Raw genomic sequence first — 21,011 nt, 5'->3', positions numbered from 1 at the left:
TAACGATAATGAAATTCGCAGCATAAATTGCATAAGGAGTCATGATGAAGATGCGCCATGTATTGAATGTGTTTATTGGGCTATTTGCCAGTGCCGTGTTACTGACTAGTAACGTAGCCTTTGCTGAACCTACCTTACCTGAGGTGTATCAGGCTATTGAATCTGGGCAACTTGCCAAAGCAGATTCCATGATGCAAGAGGTCTTAAAAAATCACCCGAATAGTGGCAAGGCCCATTACATCGCCTCTGAACTTTATCTGAAAGAGGGTAAATTAGACGCAGCCAGAAATGCATTTGTGCAGGCAGAAAATTTAGCGCCTGGTTTACCATTTGCGCAACCAGAATCAGTGCAAAAATTGCAAGCACAATTACGAGCCGGCGCAGCGCCAGTCAGCACAGCAAATACTGGTGCTAGTTCAATTTTCACTAGCCCACTCTTTTGGATATTGATTGCCATTCTGATTGTGGGCGTGATGTTCTTTATGAAAAATCGCAATCGCCCTGATGCCGTTCAAGTCTATAACGCTCCCAATGCAAATGGTCCTTATCCCGGCGCCCCCGGCGGCTATCCTCCTGGCTATCCTGGCGCACCAGCATCTGGTATGGGCGGTGGACTGATGGGTAGCTTGGCTACGGGCGCAGCGCTCGGTGCCGGTATGGTGGCCGGTGAAGCCTTGGCAAGCCGTTTAATGGGCGGAGGCCAACATTCAAACCCTGGAAATATTAATAATGATTTCAATCAACTCGGCGGTCAAGTAGATGCGGCTAACTTTGGAGTGAATGACGCTAGTTCCTGGGATGATGGCGGCGCAAGCTCTTGGGATGATGGCGGTGGCGGCGGTGATTTTATGAGCGACGTTTAAACAAATTATTTAGAAAAGTAGCAAAGTAACTAACGCAAAGAAAGCGAAGATAGCAACGATGGCAATATCAATGTACCAAGCATCAATTCCTCAGTTAAAAAAGATGCTGAGCAATCTTTCTGTCATCCTTAAAAAGGGTGAAGAATATGCAAAGACTAAGAACGTAGATGAAAAAGTGTTGGTTGAGGGCAGACTGTTTCCGGACATGTTCCCGCTTTCAAAGCAAGTGCAAATTGCATGTGACCAAGTTAAAAATGGCATGGCTCGTTTAGCGGGTGTTGAGCCACCGAAGTTTGATGACACCGAAGTGACTTTTGCGCAGCTGCAAGAGCGTATCGCCAAAACGATTGCTTTTGCTGAGAGTATTCAGCCTGCGCAAGTTGATGGCACTGAGGCCAAAGAGATTAAATTCTCTATTAAAGAGTGGAATTTTGAGTTTGTTGGAGAGCAGTACCTGCTTACCTGGATCATTCCAAACTTTTATTTCCACATCACAACTGCATACAACATCCTCCGCCACAATGGCGTAGAAATTGGGAAGTCTGATTACCTAGGGGGCTAGTAGCACCCCATTTAAGGGGTTAAAATCACCTCATGGAGTATTTTTCTGAAATCCTTGAGGTGGTTTATCCCTGGTTCTTTCGAGCCAGTTTGCACCTATCAAACGCCTTCTTGGACGATCCAGCGATTCTGGCCTTCGCCTTTTGCTAGGTAGCGCTTCAGCGCTGTCAATTATTATCTTTAGAATCAATAAGATAGCAATTGTCAATAATTCGACTTTTCCATTTTGTACCCTATAATCCTTTAAACCCCCTAAAGCGGTAGCTAGATATCTCGAAATCAGCATTAGGGGCTAGAAAAACAGCATTTATATTGATTTAGAGGCAGCCGCTTTTGTTGATTCTCGGCATACGTAAAATTAGCGCATTATTTCCAATCAAAAGACTCGCTTTTGCTCTATGCGCTTCTTCTTTTTCTGCCGCAGTTTTTTCACAAGTCGGCGAAATTCCCCCTGCAAAGGTCACCGTTCAGGGTGGTGATACTTCCTTAGCTGTGCCGCCATCGATTGGGTCTCAACTGAGCTCGCAAGAGCAACCAAGTAAAGCATCAGAATTGTTTGCGCCAGTAACTAAGGCCAATACGCCGAAAATTTATACCAAGCCAGCTGCTTCAGGCCCTGCTGAAATGGATTTACGTCAACTGTGGAATGAGCTGAAAATAAATAACCCCCAGCTTTCCTCTTTGCGCGAATCTTATTTGGCAGCAAAAGCAACAGTGCCGCAAATTGCTGCGCCGGCTAATCCGCAAATTGGTTTAGTGTGGTCAGGCATGCCAGTAAATTCCCCATTTGCACTAGGCGGAGCCAATGCGCCTTCTACTCAGTACCCTAATGGCATTAGTAGTAACAATGCAATTTCTATTGCCCAACCATTTCAGTTTCCTGGCAAAAAGAGTCTGGCGGCAGACATTGCCAACACCAATGCTGATGCATTATTAGCGCAGTCAGAAGTTGCATACCTGCAATTGGGCGCGCAACTCTCCAGTCTTTACTACAACGCTCTAGCGGCGCAAAAGCAATTGCAAGTTTTAAAAGAGTCTGTGATTCGCCTGGAGATGATTAAGAATGTCGCAAAAGCACGCTACGCAAACAATGCTGCTGCTTACGTTGAGTATTTAAATGCGCAGGTTGCTCAAAGTGCTGCTGAAGCAGATCAATTTAATTTAGAGCGTCAATTGCAGGTTTCGATAAACAATATCAATACTTTAGTTGGTCGTCATTCTCGTGAAAAATTGGTGCTGCGTGCAGATGTGAATCGTGCTTTAACTAAAGTGCCAACATTAGTTGAGCTGGAAGATTATGCCGAAAGCAGTCATCCGGCTTTAAAGAGTTCTGCCTTACAGCTTGAAGCTGCACGTAAAGGTGTGGACTTAGCAAAGAAAGCCTACTTGCCGGACTTCCAGGTGATTGGATCTTCTTATACTCCGCGCGGCCCTTTCTCGGCGAATAACGGCGCACTATTCTATCAATTTGAGTTAGATCTCATTATTCCTTTGTACTTTTTTACTAAAGAAAAGTACGGCGTTGAGCAAGCGCAGCGCAATCAAGCCTCTGCAGAAGCTGGCGATATCTCCAATAGGCAGCAAATCGTCTTGGCAGTGAACACTGCATATGCAGCTTATGAGCAAGCCAAAAGGCAAACTCAATTCTTGAGGGAGCGCCAGGTACCTCAAGGTGACGCCGCCTATAAAGTAGGCCTAATTCAGTATTCAAATAATGGTCAAGGATTTAATGATTTATTGACAGCCCAAACCCAGTTGCGTAGCTTGGAAGTGCAATTGGCTTTGGCGGAAGCAAATCTCATGCAGGCAGAAGCAGTATTGCTCGTGACTGCTGGCAAAGAGCCTTATTAAGGAGTTGTTTTGAAGGACAAGATCACCACCATCCTAAAGCGGGCTTACGAAGAGGCTAAGCAATTACCAAATCGTTTTAAAGCTCGTGTTGAGGCAAATACAAATGAGATTCATCGATCTTACTGGGCTCTCCCACCGGAGACGCGTGCTCGACTGCGCTTAGTTATTATTTGCATCTCTATTTTGATGCTCGGCATCGTCATTGGGTTGTTTGTGAATGTGAACCGCCCAGTTAAATTGGAGAAAAGTGATAAGTCACTAAAAGTAGAGAGCTCTGGCGTAATGGAGTTAAAGCTCCCGGGCCTTAATTTAAATCCAAATATTTATGTATTCAGTGAGGCTGTTAAATCAGATGTGCCGGTTGAGCTAAATATGCCCGGCCGATTAACTTTTAATGCTGAAAAATCTAAGGTGATTTCTGCTCGAGCAGCCGGTCGAGTTGAACGTATTGTTGCTTTTGATGGGGCGCAGGTCCAAGTAGGCTCCCCTGTTTTAGAAATGTATAGCCCCGATTTCATCTCTGCCGAACAAGAATATTTATTGTCTTCAAAAACTACCAAGATTTTAGAGGGCAATAAGGCCTTGGGTGACTTGCTTTCTGATTCACGTATTACGCAAGATGCGGCCGCTAACCGTATCCGTAATCTAGGTGCTGGGGATGGGGAAATTAAGAACCTAGAAAGAACTGGTAAAACTCAAACTAACCTAGTAGTGCGTTCCCCAATTGACGGGGTTGTAGTCAAGCGTGCAGTAGAGCCAGGTGCATTTGCCAATATAGGTGATGTATTGGCAACCTTGGCCGATCCTAAAGCTCTCTGGTTCTTGGGTAATGTTTATGAACAAGACATTGCCAAGATTCAAAAAGGGCAAACTATTATTTTACGTACTGAAGCTTACCCAGATAAGGTGTTTACCGCACGAGCAAACTTTATTGCGCCAACAATCGATCCGGATACTAGAGCTTTAGTCATTCGCTGCGATGTTGATAATCCTGAGGGCTTGCTGCGCCCCGATATGTTTGCCTCTGGAAAGTTACAAGTAGGGTCTAGCCAGGCAGTTGTTTTGCCTCAAACTGCCATTGTGCGTGTCCGTGAGATGCGCTATGTCATTATTAAAACGGCCTCAGATACTTATAAGCGGTTTGCAGTGAAGGGCTTTGATTTGGATGGCAAACAATTTGCCGTTACTGAAGGGGTGGAGCCTGGTATGAAAGTATTAACTGATGGCGCAGTCCTGTTGAATGACCGATTCGCCAAGCAGGAGGAGTAATTGAGTTTCGCAACGAATTTTCTAAGAGGTGTTTTAGACAAGCGCATACTAATCCTATTTGCCTCTGCGGTACTTTTATGCTTGGGAGCATACAGCCTAAAGCAGCTGCCTATTCAGCCTTATCCAGGTGTAGCGCCATTAACTATCCAAGCAATTTCTCAGTGGCCAGGACGCAGTACTACTGAAGTAGAACAACAAGTTACGATTCCAGTAGAAAATGCTTTAGCAGGTATTCCAGGGGTTAAAGCATTTCGCTCCGTTTCTTTATTTGGACTTTCTGTTGTCACGCTAAAATTTAATGACAATGCTGACCCCTTTAAGGTTCGGCAAATTTTTATTTCTAATTTGGGAAATGTAACTTTTCCGCCGGGCGTAAGCTCAAGTGTGAGCCCTGATTCAGATGCTACTGGCGAAATTCTTCGCTATCAAGTGAAATCAGACTATGCATCCCCCACTCGTCTAAAGACTTTGCAAAATTATGAGATCTACAAAGAGCTCAAACAAACTCCAGGCATTGCAGACGTTTCCTCTTTTGGCGGTAAGGTTCGTCAGTACAACGTAATCGTTCGACCCGAAAGCCTGCAATCCAAAAATATCACTATTTCTCAGTTAATTGATGCCTTATCGAAGGCAAATGACAACACTGGAGGCGGCGTATTGCCAAGTGGTGAACAGCAATTTGTGGTGCGTGGGGTTGGCCTACTGAAGAACTTGGACGATATTAGAAGAGTGGTTGTTGCTGTCAACAACGGCGTTCCTGTTCGCATTGGTGATGTGGCCACAGTTGAAATTGGAAATGCTCCCCGCTTGGGTTTGTTCCAGTTTGATGAAAATCCAGACTCGGTTGAAGGAATTGTGTATTTACGTCGAGGTGAGAATGCCTCAGAAGTATTAGCCCGCGTTAGAGAAAAGATTGTCACGATCAATGCCCATGTATTGCCGCCGGGCATTGAGGTTAAGCCTTTTTATGATCGCCAGGTTCTCTTAGATATCACTGTGGGCACTGTTAAGCACACCATGTTTTTTGGCATCACTATGGTTTTGGTTTTGCTTTACATATTCTTGGGTAATTTCCGGGCTGCCGCTGTCGTTGCAGCAGTTATTCCCCTGGCGCTGTGTTTTTCTTTCATCATGATGTACATATTTAATGTACCAGCCAACTTGATTTCTTTGGGTGCGATTGACTTCGGGGTGATCGTAGATGCAGCTGTAATCATTACGGAAAATGTGATGCGTCACTTGGAAGAGGGCGGAAAGCGCTTGAATCAAAGCATTATTTTGGCGACTGCTGAAGTGCAAAGGGCTATGGTGTATTCCACCAGCATCATTATTGTTGCTTACTCACCATTATTTTTAATGGGTGGTGTGGAGGGGATTATATTTAAGCCGATGGCCTTTACGATGGGCTTTGCCTTGATTGCCTCGATTGTTCTGAGTCTCACCTTCTTACCCGCATCGATTTCTTACGCGTTCGGTGAAAATTTCCATCATCAACCGCCTAAGTTTATTACTTGGATACTCGACCATTACAAGCCCTTATTGCGGCGCTTAATGGATCACCCTCGTCACGTCATTACTGTTTCTATTTTGGTGCTTGGCGTTACCTTAATTAGTGCAACTCGTTTGGGTACTGCATTTTTACCCACCTTAGAAGAAAATAACATTTGGCTTCGTGTTGTCCTGCCAAATACTGTTGATTTAAATTATTCAATTAGTGTTGCCAATCAGTTGCGAGAGACATTCACAAGGCAGCCTGAGATAGAGCGAGTGGCTGTTCAAATTGGTCGCCCAGATGATGGAACTGACTCTACTGGAGTATTTAATCAGGAGTACGGTCTTTATCTAAAGCCTCCTGAGCTGATGCCGAAGGGGTCTAGTAAGGCAGATCTATTGAAGCGCTTACAGGGTGAGCTGGAGCGCATTCCTGGGATTTCATTTAGTTTCTCTCAATACATTCAGGATAACGTGAATGAGGCTCTGTCTGGGGTGAAGGGTGAAAACTCTGTCAAGATTTTTGGAACAGACTTAACAATTCTGAACACAAAGGCGCATGAGGTCATTGCCCAATTAAAGAAAGTGCGTGGCATTGAGGACGAAAGCATTCTGAAGGAGCTGGGTCAACCAACTTTAAATATTCAGATTGATCGCGATAAGGCAGCGCGATATGGGGTAAATGTGGCCGATGTGCAAACTGTAGTTGCTAATGCCATCGGTGGGGCCCCAGTTTCTAATTTCCTGGAGGACGAAAAGACGTTTGGCATTGCTGTGCGTTTAAATGAAGATAGTCGAAATGATTTGCCTGATATTGCCAATTTACTGATTGACACTCCTGTTGGCTCCAGAGTGCCTTTGGGGATGGTAGCAAATGTAGAGCTTACAGATGGTCCATTCTTTATATATCGGGAAGCCGGTAAGCGTTACATTGCGGTTATTTTCAGCGTGCGTGATCGAGATCTTGGTAGCGCAGTCGAAGATGCCAAATATTTAGTCGAGAAGAATGTAGCGCTACCTGCAAACTATTCGATAGCCTGGGATGGTCAGTTTAATCAGATGAAGGCGGCGCAACAAAAATTAATGGTCATCATTCCGCTCACGCTGGTGGCAATTTTCTTGTTGTTGGTAACTGCCTTGGGTAACTTCCGAGATGCGGTGATTGTTCTCATCAATGTCCCATTTGCAGCCATCGGCGGAATTATCGCCCTGCATCTTGGTGGCGAAACGCTGAGTATTTCTGCTCTATTTGGTTTCTTATCTTTATTTGGTATTGCCATTCAAGACGGCGTGATTCTGATTTCTTATATCAATAAGACGGTAGCTGAAGAGCATGGTGCTATGAAAGATGCCATGGTTGATGGCGCAGCTTTACGTGTTCGACCTGTTTTAATGACTGCGATGTTAGCGGGCTTGGGTCTCTTGCCTGCCGCCTTGTCTCATTCAATTGGTTCTGAAGCACAGCGCCCATTAGCCCTCGTCATTGTAGGCGGCATGGTAACCACTACTATTCTCACGCTCTTGGTGTTGCCGGTGATTTATGCGGCAATGAGGGGTCGTGGCAAACATAAACCAGGAATCGTTTAATCATGTCAAAGCAACCCCATATCCTGGTTTCCAATGACGATGGTTACCTAGCTCCTGGTTTATTGGCTTTAGTGAATGCGGTTCGTCCCTTAGGTCGAATTACAGTGATTGCCCCCGAGCAAAACCATAGCGGAGCATCTAATTCACTCACGCTATCTAGGCCACTATCGATTCATCGAGTAGCTGGTGGCGAACGTGATGGCTTTTTCTTCGTCAATGGCACTCCTACCGATTGCGTTCACGTTGCGATGACTGGTTTCTTGGATGAAAAGCCAGACTTAGTCATCTCTGGAATCAATCAAGGCGAGAACATGGGTGAAGATACGCTTTACTCAGGTACGGTGGCTGCAGCGGTTGAAGGGGTCATGTTTGGTGTACCCGGCATTGCTTTCTCGCAAATAGATCGTGGCTGGAATCGAATTGAGGATGCCGCTAAAGCAGCACATGATGTTGTTGCGCAAATGTTAGTTTCCGCCTTGGCTCGTACAGAAGGTACTGCAACATTACTCAATGTCAATATTCCAAATCGTCCTTATGCTGACCTTTATCGCTGGCGCGTAACCCGTTTGGGAAACCGCCATCACTCCCAACCAGTAGTGGTACAAGATAGCCCGCGTGGCGAAAAAATTTATTGGATTGGTGCTGCCGGCGAAGTAAAAGAAGGCTCTGAGGGTACCGATTTTCATGCGATTGCCGAAGGATGTATTTCGATTACGCCGATGCAGTTGGACTTGACGCATCATGCGCGCTTAGCAGCGATGCGAGCAAATGGCTGGGATCGCGGTTGAAGGCTCCCACAGAACGCTTTGCTGCCTATCGCCAGGCTCTAGCAGCCAAGGTCCATGCTAGTGGCGTGAAACATGGCAAGACTTTAGAAGCCATCGCGACCGTTCCACGTCATGCATTTATGGACCCCGGTTTGCATGCGCAAGCTTATGAAGATACCGCTCTGCCAATAGGCCATGAGCAAACAATTTCAAAACCCTCTGTAGTTGCTCGTATGATTGAGTTATTGCACAAGCCAAGACATAAGCTAGGCAAAGTTTTAGAAATCGGGACCGGTTGTGGGTACCAAGCTGCGGTATTAAGTTTGCTTGCGGATGAGGTTTATACAATCGAACGCATCCGGCCATTGCATGACATGGCTAGAGCTAAGCTTCGACCTTTTCGTATTAATAACCTGCGCCTCATTTATGGCGACGGAATTTTGGGATTACCCCAAGCCGCACCGTTCGACGGGATCATTTTGGCTGCGGCTGGTCTCGGTATTCCTGATGCCTTAATGGATCAGTTGGCTATTGGAGGCCGATTAGTTGCCCCAGTTGCCAAAAATGAGAATGAACAGCAACTGGTGGTAGTAGAGAGAATGAGTTCTCAGCGCTATCAAAGAACTGTACTGGACGGGGTCTTTTTTGTCCCCTTACAATCAGGGGTAGTATGAGATCTATATTGAATCCAATGTCCAACGTCATGCCAAACACTGTTTCTAAAAGTCTCTTGATTTTGTTCCTGACCGCATCTTTGATGCTGACAGTGGGTTGCTCTACACCTCGCACGAAGCCTGCAAGCGTTACAGACCGCAGTGGCGGATCTAGCGAACCTGCACCTCCTGGCTACTATCGGGTGAAAAGGGGTGATACCTTGGCACGCATTGCCTTGGATAATGGTCAAGCGCCTCGAGATGTTGTGCAGTGGAACAAGGCTATTAATCCAAGCTTTAATCCAAACATTATTGAAATTGGCGATTTAATTTTGATTAAAGCACCGGCTGGTTCTAAGCCAGTAAAAGTGGCTGAGAAAGTAACTGAGAAAAAGCCAATCCCTGTAACCGATAAAGCAGATGTACCAAGCCCTACACCGGAGCCCACTAAATCAGAAGTAGTTGCAGAGCCAGGTATTCGATTGTCTTGGCCAGCTAAAGGTAAAGTCACTGATGACTTTAGTGATAAAAATAAAGGTATTGATATTGCTGGAAAAGTGGGTGAGCCAGTCTTAGCTGCTTCGGATGGCAAAGTGGTTTATGCCGGCAACAGTTTGCGTGGTTACGGCAATTTAGTCATTGTTAAACATGACAATACGTATCTCACTGCCTATGCACACAACAGTAAGCTTCTAGTAAAAGAGGGTGATACGGTTCGCAAAGGTCAAAAGATTGCGGAGATGGGCGATACCGATACGACTTCTGTAAAGCTCCATTTTGAGTTGCGTGTAAACGGCAAGCCAGTAAACCCTACACCGTACTTGCAGTAAGCGCCTATGGCCACCGTACTGGTATTTGATATTGAGACCATTCCGGATGTTGCTGGCCTACGTCGTCTGGAAAGTTATCCGGATACTTTAAGTGATGCTGAAGTAGCTGCTCAAGCTATGACTGAGCGAGCAGCCAAAACCGGCAGTGAATTTCTGCCTCTATTTCTGCAAAAGATCGTTGCCATTTCTTGTGTGATTCGTAGAACTACGAAAGAGGGTTCGCCTCAAATTAAAGTAGGTACTTTAGGTACGCCGCAAGATGATGAAAAAGTCTTAATTCAAACCTTTTTTGATTTGGTTGAGAAGTACACCCCTCAATTGGTTTCTTGGAATGGCAGTGGTTTTGATTTACCAGTATTGCACTATCGTGCCCTAGCGAATCATGTTCAAGCGCCACGTTATTGGGAAATGGGTGAGAGCCAAGAATCCGATAGTCGAGAATTCAAATGGAATAACTACATTAGTCGCTATCACATGCGCCATCTAGATATGATGGATTTGCTGGCTAAATTTAATGGCAGAGCCAATGCTCCTTTAGATGGCCTAGCTAAGCTCTGTGGCTTTCCTGGCAAGATGGGAATGGATGGCAGCCAAGTTTGGCCTGCTTACCAAGAAGGAAAGATTAACGATATTCGTCGTTATTGCGAAACCGATGTGGTCAATACCTATCTCATGTACTGCCGCTTTCAATTGCTCCGTGGTGGCTTTTCATTAGAGGAGTACCAAGAGGAGATCGCTTTTGTGAAGGCCTATCTTGAAAAAGAAGCCAAGGAGCCTAACGGTGGGCAGTGGCAAGAATATCTTCAAGGTTTTGCAGCGGATGCGTAGAGGTGAAAAGCCGGTCAATATTGAAGTGACTGAGCCTATTCGAGTCGAATCTCTTGATCTTGATGCTCAAGGTATTGCGCGCATGGCGCCAAATGAAGAAGGGGCCGCTGAGGGCCATAGTGGGAAAGTCATTTTTATCCAAGGCGCTTTGCCAACCGAGTTGGTGACGTACACGATTACTCGAGACAAGGCGCGCTTTAGTAAAGCAAAAGTACTCGATATCTTAAAGCCTGCAGTTTTTAGGGCTGAACCTAAGTGCAAGGCGTTTGGTGTGTGTGGTGGTTGTACGATGCAGCACTTAGATATTCGGGCTCAGGTTGCTATGAAGCAGCGTGTATTAGAAGATGATCTGCAGCACTTAGCAAAGTTAAAGCCACAAGAAATTTTGCGTCCCATGGGTGGGCCTACCTGGGAGTATCGACATCGCGCCCGTTTAAGCGCTGTTAATCGCTCGATTAAAAAAGGTACCGTCCTCATTGGTTTTCATGAGGGCAAGAGTGGCTATGTTGCTGATATGACTGCTTGTGAAATTTTGCCTAAGCATGTTTCTAATTTATTGCCGCAGTTAAGAACATTAGTAAACGGCTTATCCATTGTTGATCGCATGCCACAAATAGAAGTGGCAGTAGGTGAACCAGAAGACCCAAATTCATTGGATCCCAAAAAAGCGAGGCCAGTAACAGCCTTGGTCTTTCGAAACCTGAAGCCCTTAACCCAGGATGATGAGCAGCTTTTAAGATCCTTTGCAGACGAACATCAGGTTTGGATTTGGTTACAACCCAAGGGGATTGAAACAGTAGCGCCGTTTTATCCTGAAACAGGCAAGTTGTGCTATCGCTTGCCGGAGTTTGAAATCGAAATGCCGTTTATGCCGGCTGACTTTACTCAAGTGAATCACTTGATGAATCGTGCATTGGTTAGTAAAGCGATTCGTTTGTTAGAAGTAAACCCCAGCGATCGAGTCTTAGATCTATTTTGCGGTATTGGTAATTTCACCTTACCGCTCGCTAGAAAAGCAAAAACAGTATTGGGTATTGAAGGGTTAGAAACTCTTACCACTAGGGCCAAAGCAAATGCTGTGCACAATGGATTAGCGGATAAGGCGAGCTTCATGCGAAGTGATTTATTTGAAGTAACGCCAGACACAATTGCATCATGGGGTAAAGCGGAGCGCTGGCTCATGGATCCACCACGTGAAGGTGCAATGGAAATTTGTAAGGCACTTGCAGAGTTACATGAAGAGGATAATCTATTGTTGCCGCAGCGAATTGTGTATGTATCTTGTAATCCCAAAACCTTAGCCCGTGATGCTGAAATCTTATGTCATCAGGCTGGTTACACACTCCAGAGCGCGGGGGTAGTCAATATGTTCCCCCATACCTCCCATGTTGAATCCATGGCAGTTTTTGACCGTTCTGAGTAAGACTGTGTCCTAAGTTGGTGCAAATAGGGCACCGCTTTGGATTCTTCCTGCAATTCAAGTGCATTCAAGTTCTGAAATAGGTCTTATAGAAGAGTAGATTGAAATTGTACAGTCGACTAAGGCTGTTAACGATTCAACCTACTAGTTGGAGAACATCATGAAAGCCTCGGATAGTTTTGCGATCTTGTTAATTTTGATTGCACTTTCTTACGCAGTGAGTATGTTTGTAGCGAACTAATTCATTCGTTTACCAATTCATCTCATTGGAGGGTAATCAATAAAAAAGGCGCCCGCAGGCGCCTTTGAGAAGTAACTAACTTAAAAATTGTTGTCTAGTCTCTGTTACCACCAACAATACCCAAGAGGGCAAGCAGGTTTGTAAAGATGTTGTACACATCCAAGTAAATAGCCAAAGTAGCCATGATGTAGTTGGTTTCTCCGCCGCTGATGACGCGCTGAACGTCAACCAGGATGAAGACGGAGAAGATCGCAATAGCAAGCACCATCACGGTCAACATCAAGGCGGGCAACTGGAGCCAGATGTTTGCAACAGATGCAAGGATTAATAACAGAACACCCACCATCAAGAATTTACCAAGACCTGAGAAGTCACTTTTGCTTACAGTGGCAATCGTGGCCATGGTGGCAAAGATTGCAGCAGTACCACCAAAAGACAGCATGATCAGGGTCGCACCATTGCTGTAACTGTTGAGGGTAAAACCAATCAGACGGGACATCATGATGCCCATGAAGAAGGTAAAGCCCAGCAAAAGCAACACACCTACACCAGTGTTTTTGTTCTTTTCAATTGCCCAGAAGAATCCAAAGGCGACAGCCATAAAGACGATAAAGCCCATAAATGGACTACCGGCAAAAAGGTTTAGACCCATTGCTACGCCAAGCCATGCACCAATGACTGTTGGCACCATGGAGAGGGCCAGTAATGCATAGGTATTTCGAAGTACGCGGTTGCGAACCTGGATATTGCTAATCGAGCTAGATTGCCCAAAGCCGTAAGAGTTCAGATCACTCATATTGACTCCTTCTTTTTAATTAAACTCATGAGCCCATGAAGGGCTGTTGACAGTAAGTATAGACAAAACACCCCAATTTCAAGTTTAGGAGCAAAAAGACTACAGCTTGAGGGGTTATGCCTTGTAAATTCAAGGGCTTAGCCTAGCCCCTATAGGGGTAAATACGGTCAGGCATTGTATAATTCGGGGGTCGTTGAAGTAGGGCGGGGCATGGAGTCCTTTTAGGATTCTTGCGGCGCCTATTCAACAAATACCTTTGAAATCACTATTGGAGTCTTGCATGGCAATTGAACGCACCCTTTCTATTATCAAACCTGATGCTGTTGCTAAGAACGTCATCGGCAAAATCTATGACCGTTTCGAATCAGCTGGTTTAAAGATCATTGCCTCCAGAATGGCGCATTTGTCACAAAATGAAGCTGAGCAGTTCTACGGTGTGCATAAAGATCGTCCTTTCTTTAAAGATTTGGTGAGCTTCATGATTTCTGGTCCAGTCATGATTCAAGTATTGCAAGGCGAAGGCGCCATTGCTAAGAACCGCGATTTGATGGGCGCTACTGATCCTAAGAAGGCAGATAAAGGCACTATTCGTGCTGACTTTGCTGACAGCATTGATGCTAATGCAGTACATGGTTCTGACGCTCCTGAAACAGCTGCTGTGGAAGTTGCTTTCTTCTTCCCTGGCATGAATGTTTTCAATCGTTAATTTTATAAACCTATTTAATTTATAAGTAGGCGCATTGACCTCCCCGCGCGTAAATCTCTTAGATTTTGACGCTGACCAAATGGCAGCGTATGTCGCGGGGTTGAATGAAAAGCCCTTTAGGGCAAAACAACTCATGCAATGGATACATCAACGTGGTGTATCCGACATTAATGACATGAGTGATTTAGCAAAAAGCTTTCGAGCAACTTTGCTCGATAAAGTAGAAGTCCTATCTCTCCCCGTAATTAAAGATGAACATGCTACAGACGGCACACGCAAGTGGTTGCTGGATGTCGGCGCCGGTAATGCGGTTGAATCCGTATTTATTCCCGAGGATGATCGAGGTACATTGTGCATCTCTTCTCAGGCAGGCTGTGCTGTCAATTGTCGTTTTTGCTCGACAGGCCGCCAAGGCTTTTCACGTAATCTCACCTCAGGTGAAATCATTGGCCAACTCTGGTTTGCAGAGCATCTTTTGCGCAACGATCCCGAGGCTATTCGCAGAATTGAAAAATATCCCACCCCAGGCTGGGAGCACACTGGACGTGTCATTTCCAATGTGGTGATGATGGGTATGGGTGAGCCTTTACTGAACTACGACAATGTTGTTTCTGCATTGCGTTTAATGCTCGACGATAGAGCGTATGGATTGTCTCGCCGTCGTGTCACAGTATCTACATCAGGTGTTGTGCCGATGATTGATCGTCTAGCGCAAGATTGTCCAGTTGCCTTGGCAGTTTCATTGCATGCGCCTAACGATGCCTTGCGAGATCAGTTGGTTCCTCTAAATCAAAAATATCCATTGCGTGAATTGCTTGATGCCTGTGAGCGCTACTTGCCATTTGCACCAAGAGATTTCTTGACCTTTGAATACTGCATGCTTGACGGCGTTAATGATTCGGATATTCAGGCGAAAGAATTGGTTCGCTTGCTGAGAAATATTAAGTGCAAGATCAATCTCATTCCATTTAATCCTTTTCCTGAATCTGGGTTAAAGCGTTCATCGGCTCAGCGAGTCAATGCCTTTGCTGGCATTCTGTTAGATGCTGGAATGGTAGCCACTGTGCGTAAAACACGCGGCGACGATATTGCCGCTGCGTGCGGTCAGTTGGCTGGCGATGTTGTTGACCGTACTCGTGTGCGTGAGCGCGATATACATAGCGCTGAGATCGAAATTGCAGAAGTAGAGTCTGATGTACAACCTAACGAGCAGCCAATTGAATGGCTCAAAAAGTTAACTTAAAAATTTAACCTCGATGAGCTCGAATAATTCTTTACCAAAGTTACCATTAGGACCATCCCCTAAGAGAGCAACACGTCAAGCAACGGTTGCCTGGAAAACAAACGTTATTACGGTTGGTGGCAACGCGCCAGTCCGCGTGCAGTCTATGACAAATACCGATACTGCCGATGTAATTGGCACTGCGATTCAAGTAAAAGAATTGGCTCGCGCTGGTTCAGAGATGGTGCGGATTACTGTAGATACGCCAGCTGCTGCGGCAGCCGTGCCTTACATTCGTGAACAGCTAGACAAGATGGATGTGTTGGTGCCGTTGATTGGCGACTTTCATTACAACGGCCATACTTTATTAAATGATTTTCCAGAGTGCGCTAAAGCACTCTCCAAATATCGCATCAATCCAGGCAATGTGGGTAAGGGCGCTAAGCGTGACCCACAATTTGCGCAGATGATTGAAGTGGCCTGCAAGTACGACAAGCCAGTCCGCATTGGTGTGAATTGGGGTAGCTTGGATCAAGAGCTGTTAGCGAGCATTATGGATAGCAACGCAGCACTAGCTACCCCAAAGACAGCTCAAGAAGTCATGATCGAAGCATTAATTCAATCGGCCTTGCAGTCTGCAGAAAAAGCAGTAGAGCTGGGTATGAATCCAGACCAAATTTTGCTGTCTTGCAAGGTGAGTAATGTGCAGGACTTGGTAGCTGTTTATCGCGATCTCTCACGTCGCTCTGATTACCCGCTCCATTTAGGCTTAACTGAAGCAGGCATGGGAAGCAAAGGGATTGTTGCTTCGACAGCAGCTATGGGTATTTTGTTGCAAGAGGGTATCGGCGATACGATTCGAGTGTCATTAACCCCTGATCCTGGCGCGCCACGTGAGAACGAGGTGATTGTTGCTCAAGAGATTTTGCAAACCATGGGATTACGTAATTTCACACCAATGGTTATTGCCTGTCCAGGTTGTGGCAGAACAACTAGTACGACATTCCAAGAGTTAGCAGCCAATATTCAGTCCTATTTGCGCCAACAGATGCCGGTTTGGAAAAAGACCCATCCTGGTGTGGAAGAAATGAATGTGGCTGTGATGGGCTGCATTGTCAACGGCCCCGGCGAGAGTAAGCATGCCAATATAGGTATTTCTTTGCCGGGAACGGGTGAAACACCCGCCGCCCCCGTATTTGTCGATGGTGTCAAAGTAAAAACATTGCGCGGCGAAAACATTGCGCAGGAGTTTCAGGTGATTGTTGATGATTATGTGAAACAGAACTACGCAGCAAAAGTTGACTAAAGCCACGCTAGAACAAGAATAAAAATGACTGATCAAAACAAACCAGAAAAAGTCCAGAAGACGCAAAAAATAAATGGCGTGCGCGGCATGAATGATTTGCTGCCAGCAGATGCTGCGCATTGGGCACACCTTGATCATGTGCTACGCGATTTAACCCGTGCCTATGGCTATGAATTTTTGAGAACGCCCATTGTTGAGGCAACAGCAGTATTTCAACGCGGTATTGGTGAAGTCACCGACATTGTTGAAAAAGAAATGTATTCCTTTGAGGATCGATTAAATGGTGAGCAACTCACTTTACGTCCCGAGGGAACAGCTGCAGTAGTACGCTCTGTAATTGAAAATAATTTACTGTACGAAGGACCAAAGCGCCTTTGGTATACAGGCCCTATGTTCCGTCATGAGCGTCCACAGCGCGGTCGTTATCGTCAATTTCATCAGTTCGGGATTGAGGCCTTAGGTTTTGCAGGTCCTGATATTGATGCTGAGATCATCTTGATGGGTCAACGTCTTTGGGATGAATTGGGTCTTAAAGGGGTTCGTCTAGAAATTAACTCCCTAGGGCAAGCCAATGAGCGCGCTGAACATCGTGCAGCCTTGATTAAATATTTCGAGAAACATCAATCTCAATTAGATGAAGATTCACGACGTCGCCTTCTTACCAATCCTTTGCGTATTTTGGATTCTAAAAATCCCGAAATGCAGACATTAATTGACGGTGCACCACAGCTATTAGATTTTTTGGGTGAAGAGTCGCTCAAGCACTTCAATGCAGTACAAGCCTTACTAAAAGCAAATAATATTCCGTGCAAGATTAATCCTCGTTTAGTTCGTGGACTCGATTACTACAACCTCACCGTGTTTGAATGGGTGACTGAAGAGTTGGGCGCACAAGGAACTATTGCAGGCGGTGGTCGTTATGATCCCCTGATTGAGCGTATGGGTGGTAAAGCTGCCCCTGCTTGTGGTTGGGCAATGGGAATGGAACGGGTTTTAGAGTTGATGAAGGTTTCTGGTTCTTTACCAGAAGCCCAAGCTCAATGCGATATTTTTGTATTGCATCAGGGCGGAGAAACCTTGACTGCAGCAATGATTATTGCTGAGCGTTTGCGTAGCGCTGGAATCGATACCATCCTTTTTTGCCCTCCAGATGGTCAATCTGCCAGTTTTAAGTCGCAAATGAAGAAGGCAGATGCTAGTGGTGCTGCTTTTGCTGTGATTATTGGGCCTGATGAACTGGCCAAAAATGAAGCTCAACTCAAAGACCTAAGGGGTACCGGGGAGCAGAAGTCTGTCCCGCTGGATGAGGTCCTGGGAGCAGCAATTGATGCCTTAGTAGGCGCCTCCGAATAGAATAAGACTAGTAAACAACTGAATTAGCCTTTAATTACTAATAATTACCCTGGATTGACATGCCTTTAGACCTAGAAGAACAAGAACAGTTAGACCAATTTAAAGCGTTTTGGCAAAAATACCGTAACTTGATTACTGGGGTGGCGACTGCTGCTTTGTTTGCTTATGCTGCCTACAGTGGATACCAGTGGTGGCGTAATAACCAAGCTCTTGAAGCATCCAAGCTTTATGAAACGATGGTCAGTGCGATTGCTAAAGGCGATAAGGAGCAGACTTTGCGTGCTGCTGACGACTTGCAAAAAGACTTTGGTCGTACACCATATGCTCCGATGTCGAGTTTGGTTGCCGCCAGAATTGCGGCGGACGCTGGGGATAGTGCCAAGTCATTAGATTATTTACGCTGGACTGCTAAGAACGCATCCAATGAGGGATATTTAGCTTTGGCAAAAATGCGTTTGGTCTCTCAGTTAATTGAGCGGGGCAGCGAGAAGGATTTTGCTGAAGCAGATCAAATTCTAAAAGATAAGCCAGTTGCTGGATTTGAGGCGCTATGGCTTGAGCGTCGCGGCGATTGGTACTTGGCTCAAAAGAATATTCCTGAAGCCAAGAATAGTTATCAAGCGGCGTGGAAAAAATTAGACCAAGATAAAGAATTTCCAGAAGAGGCGCGTCGCCTATTGAAGGTGAAGTTGGATGCCGTTGGAGGAGTTGCTCAGTGATGACTACAGGGATAAAGGCGATGAAGCGTTTACCAAAAATACTGTGCAGTACTTTATTGATTGGTACTGCTGCACTTGCTTTAGTAGCATGCTCTGGAAATTCACGGGTACGTCAACCAGCAGCTTTGGTCCCAGTCTCTAATCAGTTTGATTTACAGCCTGTTTGGTCTACTAGTATTGGCTCCTCAGAGCCCTATAACTTTCATCCTGTAGTGGCTGGAGATGCTGTATACGTTGCTTCACACAGTGGCAATCTAGCGAAGATCAATTTGCAGTCAGGCGCCAAGGCATGGGAAGTTTCTGTTCCAGAAAATCTGGCTGTTGGTCCGGGATCCGATGGTCGAACCACAGTCGCTGTAACCACAAAGGGCCTTGTTTATGCCTATGACGACACCGGTAAACCGTTATGGAATGTCGGTGTAGGTAGCGAAGTCTTAAGTGAGCCTGTAGTTGCTTCTGGCATTGTGGTGATTCGCACTCTAGACAATCGATTTGTTGGCTTAGATGCCCAAACGGGTGCGCGTAAATGGATTTACCAGCGCCAACAATCTGCTCTCTCATTACGAGTTGGATATGGCATGCTGCCAATCAACAATGAAGTGATTGTGACTGGTTTTGCTGGTGGACGTTTTGGCATGATCGCGATTGCCAATGGCGGATTGATTTGGGAAACACCGGTATCTTTCCCTAAAGGATTTTCAGAAATTGAACGCTTAAATGATGTGTCTGCTAGACCTAGCATGGAAGGCGACACATTGTGTGCAGTGTCTTATCAAGGGCGAATTGGTTGTGCCCAAGCGCGTACCGGCAATCTTTTGTGGTTTAAGGATTATTCAAGTTATACCGGAACCGCTCAAAGTCCTGAGCTTGTATTTTCAGCCAATGAAAAATCGTATGTCACCGCTTTTGCAACCAAAGATGGCACTCAGGTCTGGGAAAACGTTCAGATGACTTTCCGCGATGTGGGTGAACCGCTCGCAATTGGCAAGGTATTACTCATGGGTGATGCGCAAGGTTACGTGCATGCACTTTCACAGGCGGATGGCAAGATGCTTGCGCGTATCCGTCACGATAGCAGTCCAATCACAGCCGCCCCGATTGCAGTAGGCGGTCTCATCTTGATTCAATCTCAAGGTGGAAAAATAGCGGCGTACAGTCCAAAATGAATCCAGTCATCACTATTGTCGGGCGCCCTAATGTTGGGAAGTCCACACTCTTTAATCGCCTCACACGTTCGCGTGATGCTTTAGTTGCCGATTTTTCAGGCTTAACGCGAGATCGCCACTACGGTAAGGGCCGCATTGGCGAACGTGCTTTTATTTGCGTTGATACCGGCGGTTTTGAACCAGTAGCAAAGACCGGCATTGTGGCCGAGATGGCCAAACAAACAAAACAAGCCGTTGCTGAATCAGACATTGTGATTTTCTTGGTGGATGGCCGACTTGGAATGGCTCCGCAAGATCGCGTGATTGCTGATTTCTTGCGCAAGACTGGTCGACCAGTCATTTTGGCAGTCAATAAAACTGAGGGCATGCAATCCGGTATTGTTACTGCAGACTTTCATGAGCTTGGTTTAGGTGAGCCTTTCCCAATCTCTTCAGCGCATGGTGATGGCGTTAAAGGCTTGATCGATGATGCACTCGATTCATTGGGAATTGCAGAACCCGATGAAGATGAATTAGCGAACGATCCTAATCGTCCAATGAAGATTGCTGTAGTGGGGCGTCCAAACGTGGGTAAGTCCACATTGATTAATAAGTTAATCGGTGAAGAACGCGTTATTGCATTTGACATGCCAGGTACTACTCGTGATGCCATCGAAGTTCCTTTTGAGCGCAATGGCAAGCCGTATATCTTGGTTGATACTGCCGGCTTGCGTCGTCGTGGCAAAGTATTTGAAGCGATTGAGAAATTCTCAGTAGTGAAAACCTTGCAAGCAATTGCAGATTGCAATGTGGTGATCTTGATGTTAGATGCGCAGCAAGATATTTCTGAGCAAGATGCACACATTGCTGGCTTTATTGTTGAAGCAGGGCGAGCGCTTGTAGTGGCTGTTAATAAATGGGATGGTCTTGATGCTTACGTTAAAGAGCGTGCGCGTTTAGAGATCGCCCAAAAACTTCGTTTCTTGGACTTTGCAAATGTCCATCCGATTTCTGCTAAAAAAGGTACTGGCCTCAAAGACCTCTTTAAGGATGTGGATGCAGCCTATGCAGCTGCTATGGCTAAGTTGCCAACCCCACGTTTGACTCGTATCTTGCAAGAGGCGATCGAGCATCAGCAGCCTAAACGTGTCGGCATGGGCCGCCCTAAATTGCGTTACGCGCACCAAGGTGGTATGAATCCCCCCATTGTGGTAATTCATGGCACATCACTGAGTGGCGTGACCGATAGCTATAAGCGCTATTTAGAAGGCCGTTTTAGAGATGTCTTTAAGTTACGCGGCACCCCCTTGAGAATTCAAATGAATACCGCCAAGAACCCTTATGTTGATGCGGATAAGGGTAAAAAGGGCAAAAAGCACTAATTTTGAGATAAGCTTTTGTTC

Annotated in this window: 17 protein-coding genes and 1 pseudogene; 17 read left to right on the top strand and 1 reads right to left on the bottom strand. The window is 45.7% G+C overall.

The window, feature by feature from the left end; all coding sequences use genetic code 11:
• Positions 1–41: 41 nt before the first annotated feature.
• The 10 genes and pseudogenes from PNUC_RS06840 (at position 42) to rlmD (ending at position 12,123) form a co-directional block, all read left to right on the top strand.
• A complete protein-coding gene (locus PNUC_RS06840; RefSeq protein WP_201721395.1) occupies positions 42–863 on the top strand; it encodes a tetratricopeptide repeat protein in 822 nt (273 codons plus the stop codon).
• 58 nt (positions 864–921) lie between these two features.
• Positions 922–1,425 (top strand): DUF1993 domain-containing protein, encoded by a 504-nt coding sequence (locus PNUC_RS06835; protein ID WP_011903142.1) that lies wholly within the window; start codon positions 922–924, stop codon positions 1,423–1,425.
• Between the two features lie 332 nt (positions 1,426–1,757).
• Positions 1,758–3,275, top strand: a complete 1,518-nt coding sequence (locus PNUC_RS06825) for a TolC family protein (RefSeq protein WP_011903141.1) — start codon at positions 1,758–1,760, stop codon at positions 3,273–3,275.
• A gap of 9 nt (positions 3,276–3,284) precedes the next feature.
• Entirely contained in the window at positions 3,285–4,544 is a 1,260-nt protein-coding gene (locus PNUC_RS06820; RefSeq protein ID WP_011903140.1) for an efflux RND transporter periplasmic adaptor subunit, read from the top strand.
• Complete coding sequence (locus PNUC_RS06815) at positions 4,545–7,622, top strand: efflux RND transporter permease subunit (protein ID WP_011903139.1); 3,078 nt, start codon at positions 4,545–4,547, stop codon at positions 7,620–7,622.
• Between the two features lie 2 nt (positions 7,623–7,624).
• Positions 7,625–8,410, top strand: a complete 786-nt coding sequence (gene surE / locus PNUC_RS06810; RefSeq protein WP_011903138.1) for a 5'/3'-nucleotidase SurE — start codon at positions 7,625–7,627, stop codon at positions 8,408–8,410.
• Between the two features lie 29 nt (positions 8,411–8,439).
• A pseudogene (locus PNUC_RS06805) lies at positions 8,440–9,063 on the top strand (protein-L-isoaspartate(D-aspartate) O-methyltransferase); the annotation flags it as partial.
• Entirely contained in the window at positions 9,060–9,872 is an 813-nt protein-coding gene (locus PNUC_RS06800; protein ID WP_011903136.1) for a peptidoglycan DD-metalloendopeptidase family protein, read from the top strand. The pseudogene PNUC_RS06805 and the gene PNUC_RS06800, both read left to right, overlap by 4 nt.
• Before the next feature lie 6 nt (positions 9,873–9,878).
• Positions 9,879–10,700 (top strand): 3'-5' exonuclease, encoded by an 822-nt coding sequence (locus tag PNUC_RS06795; RefSeq protein ID WP_011903135.1) that lies wholly within the window; start codon positions 9,879–9,881, stop codon positions 10,698–10,700.
• Positions 10,693–12,123, top strand: coding sequence for a 23S rRNA (uracil(1939)-C(5))-methyltransferase RlmD (gene rlmD / locus PNUC_RS06790; protein ID WP_011903134.1), 1,431 nt, complete (start codon positions 10,693–10,695; stop codon positions 12,121–12,123). The genes PNUC_RS06795 and rlmD overlap by 8 nt, the downstream gene beginning before the upstream one ends.
• A 332-nt stretch (positions 12,124–12,455) precedes the next feature.
• On the opposite strand, the gene PNUC_RS06785 is transcribed toward rlmD, so the two are convergent.
• A complete protein-coding gene (locus PNUC_RS06785; protein ID WP_011903133.1) occupies positions 12,456–13,157 on the bottom strand; it encodes a Bax inhibitor-1 family protein in 702 nt (233 codons plus the stop codon).
• A gap of 280 nt (positions 13,158–13,437) precedes the next feature.
• Here PNUC_RS06785 and ndk point away from each other — a divergent pair, with 280 nt between their 5' ends.
• The 7 genes from ndk to der are packed head-to-tail and all read left to right on the top strand — an operon-like array spanning position 13,438 to position 20,990.
• Positions 13,438–13,863 carry a nucleoside-diphosphate kinase gene (gene ndk, locus PNUC_RS06780; RefSeq protein WP_011903132.1) on the top strand — a complete coding sequence of 142 codons (426 nt, stop codon included), beginning with the start codon at positions 13,438–13,440 and terminating at the stop codon, positions 13,861–13,863.
• Positions 13,864–13,897: 34 nt separating this feature from the next.
• On the top strand, positions 13,898–15,106 hold the full coding sequence (gene rlmN / locus PNUC_RS06775) for a 23S rRNA (adenine(2503)-C(2))-methyltransferase RlmN (protein WP_011903131.1): 1,209 nt from the start codon (positions 13,898–13,900) through the stop codon (positions 15,104–15,106).
• Between the two features lie 13 nt (positions 15,107–15,119).
• Positions 15,120–16,391 (top strand): flavodoxin-dependent (E)-4-hydroxy-3-methylbut-2-enyl-diphosphate synthase, encoded by a 1,272-nt coding sequence (gene ispG / locus PNUC_RS06770; protein WP_011903130.1) that lies wholly within the window; start codon positions 15,120–15,122, stop codon positions 16,389–16,391.
• 24 nt (positions 16,392–16,415) lie between these two features.
• Positions 16,416–17,744 (top strand): histidine--tRNA ligase, encoded by a 1,329-nt coding sequence (hisS, locus tag PNUC_RS06765; RefSeq protein WP_011903129.1) that lies wholly within the window; start codon positions 16,416–16,418, stop codon positions 17,742–17,744.
• 59 nt (positions 17,745–17,803) lie between these two features.
• The gene (locus tag PNUC_RS06760; RefSeq protein ID WP_011903128.1) at positions 17,804–18,463 is read left to right on the top strand and encodes a YfgM family protein; all 660 of its coding nucleotides are present in this window, start codon (positions 17,804–17,806) and stop codon (positions 18,461–18,463) included.
• Positions 18,463–19,629: an outer membrane protein assembly factor BamB gene (gene bamB, locus PNUC_RS06755; protein WP_011903127.1), complete on the top strand. Its 1,167-nt coding sequence runs from the start codon at positions 18,463–18,465 to the stop codon at positions 19,627–19,629. Before PNUC_RS06760 ends, bamB begins: the two co-directional genes overlap by 1 nt.
• Complete coding sequence (der, locus tag PNUC_RS06750) at positions 19,626–20,990, top strand: ribosome biogenesis GTPase Der (protein ID WP_011903126.1); 1,365 nt, start codon at positions 19,626–19,628, stop codon at positions 20,988–20,990. Before bamB ends, der begins: the two co-directional genes overlap by 4 nt.
• Positions 20,991–21,011 lie beyond the last annotated feature (21 nt).

It is taken from the genome of Polynucleobacter asymbioticus QLW-P1DMWA-1, from assembly GCF_000016345.1.
GTDB lineage: Bacteria > Pseudomonadota > Gammaproteobacteria > Burkholderiales > Burkholderiaceae > Polynucleobacter > Polynucleobacter asymbioticus.
This window is presented reverse-complemented; position numbering and strand designations above follow the sequence as displayed.

What these genes read in the sequence shown, in the direction of transcription:
- PNUC_RS06840 (WP_201721395.1), top strand. Translation starts at nt 42, where the DNA reads ATGATGAAGATGCGCCATGTATTGAATGTGTTTATTGGGCTATTTGCC.
- ispG (WP_011903130.1), top strand. Translation starts at nt 15,120, where the DNA reads ATGAGCTCGAATAATTCTTTACCAAAGTTACCATTAGGACCATCCCCT.
- bamB (WP_011903127.1), top strand. Translation starts at nt 18,463, where the DNA reads ATGACTACAGGGATAAAGGCGATGAAGCGTTTACCAAAAATACTGTGC.
- PNUC_RS06760 (WP_011903128.1), top strand. Translation starts at nt 17,804, where the DNA reads ATGCCTTTAGACCTAGAAGAACAAGAACAGTTAGACCAATTTAAAGCG.
- surE (WP_011903138.1), top strand. Translation starts at nt 7,625, where the DNA reads ATGTCAAAGCAACCCCATATCCTGGTTTCCAATGACGATGGTTACCTA.
- hisS (WP_011903129.1), top strand. Translation starts at nt 16,416, where the DNA reads ATGACTGATCAAAACAAACCAGAAAAAGTCCAGAAGACGCAAAAAATA.
- PNUC_RS06835 (WP_011903142.1), top strand. Translation starts at nt 922, where the DNA reads ATGGCAATATCAATGTACCAAGCATCAATTCCTCAGTTAAAAAAGATG.
- PNUC_RS06785 (WP_011903133.1), bottom strand. Translation starts at nt 13,157, where the DNA reads ATGAGTGATCTGAACTCTTACGGCTTTGGGCAATCTAGCTCGATTAGC.
- PNUC_RS06800 (WP_011903136.1), top strand. Translation starts at nt 9,060, where the DNA reads ATGAGATCTATATTGAATCCAATGTCCAACGTCATGCCAAACACTGTT.
- ndk (WP_011903132.1), top strand. Translation starts at nt 13,438, where the DNA reads ATGGCAATTGAACGCACCCTTTCTATTATCAAACCTGATGCTGTTGCT.
- PNUC_RS06795 (WP_011903135.1), top strand. Translation starts at nt 9,879, where the DNA reads ATGGCCACCGTACTGGTATTTGATATTGAGACCATTCCGGATGTTGCT.
- der (WP_011903126.1), top strand. Translation starts at nt 19,626, where the DNA reads ATGAATCCAGTCATCACTATTGTCGGGCGCCCTAATGTTGGGAAGTCC.
- rlmD (WP_011903134.1), top strand. Translation starts at nt 10,693, where the DNA reads ATGCGTAGAGGTGAAAAGCCGGTCAATATTGAAGTGACTGAGCCTATT.